Raw genomic sequence first — 6,141 nt, 5'->3', positions numbered from 1 at the left:
CTTCGGCAAGGGCGCCAGCATCTACCACGAGGGCAGCAGCGTCTTCGCCATCAAGGCAGCCGATGGCTCGGTGGACCATGTCACCCTGCAAGGCGTCACAAACCTCGCCAGCTCCGACTACATGTTCAGCTGAGACGCGGCCGGGCGGCGCCTCCCGCGCGGAGGCCGCCGCCCGCCCCTTGCGCCGGCGGCGGCGCTGTATTCCCCTATCGGCACCGCCCCGGGCGGAGAGAGGCCCCGCGCCGCTCTCCGCCCTTCTCCGCCGAGGGACGACATGACCACCACCCCTTCCCCGCCCCGCCGCGGCATCGCCCGTGGCGGCAAGGCCGTCTATGGCGCGCCGCTCGGCATCCTGATGCTGGAGACGCGCTTCCCGCGCATCCCGGGCGACATGGGCAACGCCACCACCTGGCCCTTCCCCGTGCTCTACCGCGTGGTGCGGGGCGCCACCTCGGAGCGGGTGGTGCTGCGCGGCGCGGAAGGGCTGCTGCCGGAGTTCCTGGCCGCCGCCGAGGATCTCGTGCGCCAGGGTGCGGAGGCCATCACCACCACCTGCGGCTTCCTCTCGCTGTTCCAGAGGGAGCTGGCGGCGCATGTGGCGGTGCCCGTCGCCACCAGCAGCCTGATGCAGGTGCCCTGGGTGCAGGCCATGCTGCCGCCGGGGCGGCGCGTCGGCCTCGTCACCGTCTCCGCCGCCGCGCTGACGCCGCGCCACCTCGAGGCCGCCGGCGTGCCGGCCGACATCCCCATGGCCGGCACCGAGGAGGGGCGCGAGCTCTACCGCGTGCTGGTGCGGGCGGAGAAGGAGGAGCTCGACATCGACCTCGCCGAGCAGGACATCCTGGAGGCCGGGCGGGCGCTGGTGGGGCGGCACCCGGAGGTGGGCGCCATCGTGCTGGAATGCACCAACATGCCGCCCTATGCCGCGGCCTTGCAGCGGGCGCTGGGGCTGCCGGTCTTCGATGTCTACACGATGATCCGCTTCCTGCATGCCGGGCTGCGCCCGCGCGGCTTCCCCGCGCCCTGAGGCGGACCGGAAGGCGGCCCTTGACGGCGGGTGGCGGAATCGCGCACGCCCCACCGCCCCCTGCCGGCCCGAGGAGCAGCCTGTTGGATCAGCCCGCGAAGACCCCTGCCCCCCGTGCCGCGGTGAAGGAGCCGCGCTCCGCCCGCGCCATGGCGACGCGGGACAGCATCCTGGAGGCGGCGCGGGCCGAGTTCGCCCTGCGCGGCCTGGCCGGTGCGCGGGTGGACGAGATCGCCGCGCGGGCCGGCGCCAACAAGCGGATGCTCTACGCCTATTTCGGCAGCAAGGAGGCGCTCTGGCTCACCGTGCTGGAGGGCGCCTATGCCGCCAAGCGGGCCGAGGAGCGGGCGCTGGATGTCGCCGCCCTGCCGCCGGCCGAGGCCATGGCGCAGCTCGTGCGCTTCAACCTGCGCTACACCGCCGCCCACCCGGAATTCGTCGCCCTGCTGAACCAGGAGAACCTGCACCAGGCCGAGTATCTGCGCCACAGCGAGCGGGTGCCGGCGCTCTACTCCCCGCTGCTCGACACGCTGCGCGCCGTGCTGGCGCGCGGCGAGGCGGGAGGCGACTTCCGCCAGGGCGTGGACCCGTTGCAGCTCTACGTCACCATCGTGGCGCTGGGGCATTTCTACATCGCCAACCTGCACACCCTCTCCACCGTCTTCGGTGCCGGGCTGGGCGAGCCGGCAGCGCTGGCGGCGCGCGAGCGGCACTGCATCGAGGTGGTGCTGGGCTATCTGCGGGCCTGACCGCCCGGCATAACCATACAGTTACTTTTTTCCCGGGAGGCCGGCTTGCCGCTTGACGCCCGTCGTCGCGCGGGCGCAGAGTAACCGTATGGTTACCTTTCCGGTGCCAAAGCCGCCGGAAGCACGGGGGAACGACAGGATGGCAGACCGCCGCATCGGCATCGTCATGAACGGTGTCACCGGCCGCATGGGCATGAACCAGCACCTCATCCGCTCCATCGCGGCCATCCGGCAGGAGGGCGGGGTGCGGCTGGCGAATGGCGACCGGCTGATGCCGGACCCGATCCTGGTCGGCCGCAACCGCGAGAAGCTGGAGGCACTGGCCCGCGCCCACAACATCGTCCGCGTCACCACCGACATCGAGGCGGCGCTGGCGGACCCGCAGGACGAGATCTTCTTCGACGCCGCGGCCACCGCGCTGCGCGCCGGCCTCATCCGCCGCGCCATCGCGGCCGGCAAGCACATCTATTGCGAGAAGCCCTCGGCCGAGAACCTGCAGGACGCGCTGGACCTGGCGCGCCGCGCCAGCCAGGCGGGGGTCAAGAACGGCATCGTGCAGGACAAGCTGTTCCTGCCCGGCCTGCGCAAGCTGAAGATGGTCATCGACAGCGGCTTCCTCGGCCGCATCCTCTCGGTGCGCGGCGAGTTCGGCTACTGGGTGTTCGAGGGCGACCTGCAGCCGGCGCAGCGCCCGTCCTGGAACTACCGCAAGGCCGATGGCGGCGGCATCATCCTCGATATGCTCCCCCACTGGCGCTACGTGCTGGACAACCTGTTCGGCGAGGTGGAGAGCGTCTCCTGCCTCGGCGCCACGCACATCCCGCGCCGCATCGCCGAGGACGGCACGCCCTACGAGGCCGATGCGGACGACGCCGCCTACTGCACCTTCCGGCTGGCGGGCGGCATCATCGCCCAGGTCAACAGCAGCTGGACCACCCGTGTCCGCCGCGACGACCTCGTCACCTTCCATGTCGACGGCACGCAGGGCAGCGCGGTGGCCGGCCTCACCACCTGCCGCACCCAGGCGCGCGTCAACACGCCGAAGCCGGTGTGGAACCCGGACATCCCGCAGCCGATCGATTTCTTCTCGGCCTGGGAGGAGGTGCCGGACACCGAGCCCTATCCCAACGGCTTCCGCATGCAGTGGGAGATGTTCCTGAAGCATGTGGCGGGCGAGCGGGACGACTACCCGTGGAACCTGCTCTCCGGCGCGCGCGGCGTGCAGCTGGCCGAGGCCGCGCTGCAATCCTGGAACGAGCGCCGCTGGATCGACCTGCCCAAGCTGGAGGCCTGAAGCCCATGCCGCGTATCGACCTGCCCGTGGCCGGTGGCCGGCTGGAGCCTTTCGAGACCAGCCCGGCGCGCGATTTCGCCCGCGCCGAGCCGCCCTTCCCGCGCATCGCCCTCGCCGCCGCCCATGTGGTGGCGGACCCGCTGGCCGAGCAGGACCCGTGGCTGGACGTGGCCATCGACTGGGACCGCACCATCGCCTTCCGCCGCCATCTCTGGTCGCTGGGCCTCGGCGTCGCGGAGGCGATGGACACCGCCCAGCGCGGCATGGGGCTGGACTGGGCGGGCGCGCAGGAGCTGATCCGCCGCTCGTTCGACGCCATGCAGGACTTCCCCGGCGCCAGCATGGCCTCCGGCGCCGGCACCGACCATCTCGCCCCCGGCCCGGAGGTGACGGTGGACGACGTCATCCGCGCCTATGAGGAGCAATGCGCGGCGGTGGAGGCGATGGGCGGGCGCATCATCCTGATGGCCTCCCGCGCCCTGGCCAAGGCGGCGCGCTCGCCGGCCGATTACGAGCGCGTCTATGGCCGCATCCTCTCCCAGGTGCGGCAGCCGGTGATCATCCACTGGCTGGGCGAGATGTTCGACCCGGCGCTGGAAGGCTACTGGGGCCACCACGACCACATGGCGGCGATGGAGGTGGCGCTCGACGTCATCCGCGCCCATGCCGACAAGGTGGACGGCGTGAAGATCTCGCTCCTGGACAAGGACAAGGAGATCTCGATGCGCCGCCGCCTGCCGCGCAACGGCCAGGGCGGCGTGCGCATGTACACCGGCGACGACTTCAACTACGCCGAGCTGATCGCCGGCGACGCGCAGGGCCATTCCGACGCGCTGCTCGGCATCTTCGACCCGATCGCGCCGGCGGTGGGCGGCGCGCTGGCCAGCCTCTCGCGCAACGACCTCGCATCCTTCCACGAGATCCTGGCGCCGACCGTTCCGCTCTCCCGCCACATCTTCAAGGCGCCGACGCGCTTCTACAAGACAGGCGTGGTGTTCATGGCCTGGCTGAACGGGCACCAGGACCATTTCGTCATGGTGGGCGGCCAACAATCCGCCCGCTCCCTGCTGCACTTCTCCGAGCTGTTCCGCCTGGCCGACAAGGCCGGGCTGCTGCGGGACCCGGAGATGGCGGTGACGCGGATGCGGTCGCTCCTGGCGACGCACGGGGTGGCGTGAGATGTTCCCCCTCTCCCTTAACACCGTGACGGTGAAGGAGAAGTGGGATCTCGCCGCCTGCATCGAGGGCTGCGCGCGGCACGGCATCCCCGGCATCTCGCCCTGGCGGGACGTGCTGCAGGCCATGGGCGTGGGGCAGGCGGCGCGGCGCATCCGCGATGCCGGGCTGCGTGTCACCGGGCTGTGCCGCGGCGGCATGTTCCCGGCCGCCGACCGCGCCGGCCGCGCCGCCGCCATCGAGGACAACCGCCGCGCCATCGCCGAGGCGGAGGCGATCGGCGCCTCCTGCCTGGTGCTGGTCTGCGGCGGGCTGCCGCCCGGCTCGAAGGACCTGCCCGGCGCGCGCGAGATGGTGCGCGAGGGACTGCACGCCATCCTGCCCGAGGCGCGCGCCGCCGGCGTGACGCTGGCGCTGGAGCCGCTGCACCCGATGACCTGCGCCGACCGCAGCGTGCTCTCCACCCTCGGCCAGGCGCTCGATCTGTGCGACGCGCTGGGCGAGGGCAGCGGCGTGGCGCTCGATGTCTATCACGTGTGGTGGGACCCCGAGCTGGCGCGGCAGGTGGCGCGCGCCGGGCGCCGCATCGCCGGTTTCCACCTGTGCGACTGGAAGGTGCCGACCACGGACCTCGTCTTCGACCGTGGCATGCCGGGCGAGGGCGTCATCGATATCGCCGGCATCCGCGCCATGGTCGAGGCCGCCGGCTACCGCGGCTTCGCCGAGGTGGAGCTGCTCTCGCACGCCTGGTGGAAACGGGACCCGGACGAGGTCCTGGCCATCATGAAGGAACGTCACGCCACGGTCTGCTGAGGGGCAGGCCGGGCCGGAGGGAGGAACCCAGAATGCGCCTGACACGCCGCGGCCTCGGCGCCGCATTGCTGAGCTTGCCGCTGCTGCCCGAGGCCCGCGCCGCCGCGCCGGGCTGGCGGCCCTCGCGGCCGCTGCGCTTCGTCGTGCCCTTCCCCGCCGGCGGGGCGACCGACGTGGTGGCCCGCGTGCTGGCCGAGCACATGAGCGCCAGCCTGGGCCAGCCCGTGGTGGTGGAGAACCGCACCGGCTCGGGCGGCAATATCGGCATGGAGAACGTGGTGCACAGCGCGCCGGACGGCCACACCCTGGTGATGGCCACCACCGGCACCCTCACCATCAACCCCTATCTCTACAGCACCATGAGCTTCGACCCGCGCCAGAGCCTGGCGCCGGTCTCCATGACCTTCACCACCGACCATGTGCTGATCGTCAACCGCGCCCTGCCGGTGAGCACGGCGCAGGAGCTGGTCGCCCTGGCGCGGAGCCGCCCGGGCAGCCTGTCCTTCGGCTCCGCCGGCTCCGGCTCCTCCACCCACATGGTGGCTGAGCTGTTCAAGCTGGCGGCGCGGCTCGACATCCAGCACGTGCCCTACCGCGGCAGCGCGCCGGCGCTGAACGACACCATCGCCGGCAATGTGCAGATGATGCTGGACCAGCTTCCCTCCGCCATCGGCCAGATCCAGGCAGGGGTGGTGAAGGTGCTGGCCATTACCGGCCCGCGCCGCTCGCGCCTTCTGCCGGAGGTGCCGACCATGGCGGAGATCGGCCTGCCCGCTGCCGAGGCCGCCTCCTGGGGCGCGGTGATGGTGCCGGCCGGCACGCCGGAGCCGGTCATCGCCACCCTCAACGGCGCCCTGCTCGCCGCCCTGGGCAATGGCACGGTGCAGGAGCGGCTGGCGGCGGCGGGCGCCGATGCGCGGGGCTCCACCCCCGAGGCGCTGACGGCCTACATCGCCAGCGAGAGCGACAAGTGGAGCCGCGTGATCCGGGAAGGCCGCATCACCGTCAACTGAGACGGGCAACTGAGGCGGGCAACTGAGGCGGGCAACCGCGGCAGCTGCGGCTTTGCAAACAGGTGGGGC

At 72.0% G+C, this 6,141-nt stretch carries 6 protein-coding genes; all 6 read left to right on the top strand.

Annotated features, from left to right (window positions below; translation table 11 throughout):
- Positions 1 to 274 precede the first annotated feature (274 nt).
- Positions 275 to 1,027 carry an aspartate/glutamate racemase family protein gene (locus CR165_RS13005; protein WP_109517415.1) on the top strand — a complete coding sequence of 251 codons (753 nt, stop codon included), beginning with the start codon at positions 275 to 277 and terminating at the stop codon, positions 1,025 to 1,027.
- An 83-nt stretch (positions 1,028 to 1,110) separates the two neighbouring features.
- Positions 1,111 to 1,776 carry a TetR/AcrR family transcriptional regulator gene (locus CR165_RS13000; RefSeq protein WP_245906383.1) on the top strand — a complete coding sequence of 222 codons (666 nt, stop codon included), beginning with the start codon at positions 1,111 to 1,113 and terminating at the stop codon, positions 1,774 to 1,776.
- A gap of 139 nt (positions 1,777 to 1,915) precedes the next feature.
- Positions 1,916 to 3,070 (top strand): Gfo/Idh/MocA family protein, encoded by a 1,155-nt coding sequence (locus CR165_RS12995; protein ID WP_109517414.1) that lies wholly within the window; start codon positions 1,916 to 1,918, stop codon positions 3,068 to 3,070.
- 5 nt (positions 3,071 to 3,075) lie between these two features.
- The gene (locus CR165_RS12990) at positions 3,076 to 4,248 is read left to right on the top strand and encodes a dihydrodipicolinate synthase family protein (RefSeq protein WP_109517413.1); all 1,173 of its coding nucleotides are present in this window, start codon (positions 3,076 to 3,078) and stop codon (positions 4,246 to 4,248) included.
- Position 4,249: 1 nt separating this feature from the next.
- Complete coding sequence (locus tag CR165_RS12985) at positions 4,250 to 5,059, top strand: sugar phosphate isomerase/epimerase family protein (protein WP_109517412.1); 810 nt, start codon at positions 4,250 to 4,252, stop codon at positions 5,057 to 5,059.
- A 32-nt stretch (positions 5,060 to 5,091) separates the two neighbouring features.
- Entirely contained in the window at positions 5,092 to 6,072 is a 981-nt protein-coding gene (locus CR165_RS12980; RefSeq protein ID WP_109517411.1) for a Bug family tripartite tricarboxylate transporter substrate binding protein, read from the top strand.
- The last annotated feature ends 69 nt before the right edge of the window (positions 6,073 to 6,141 follow it).

The sequence above is a fragment of the Teichococcus aestuarii genome (assembly GCF_003116135.1).
Lineage (GTDB): Bacteria > Pseudomonadota > Alphaproteobacteria > Acetobacterales > Acetobacteraceae > Pseudoroseomonas > Pseudoroseomonas aestuarii.
The sequence above is the reverse complement of the archived record's forward strand: the minus strand, read 5'-3'. Positions and strand labels throughout refer to the sequence as shown.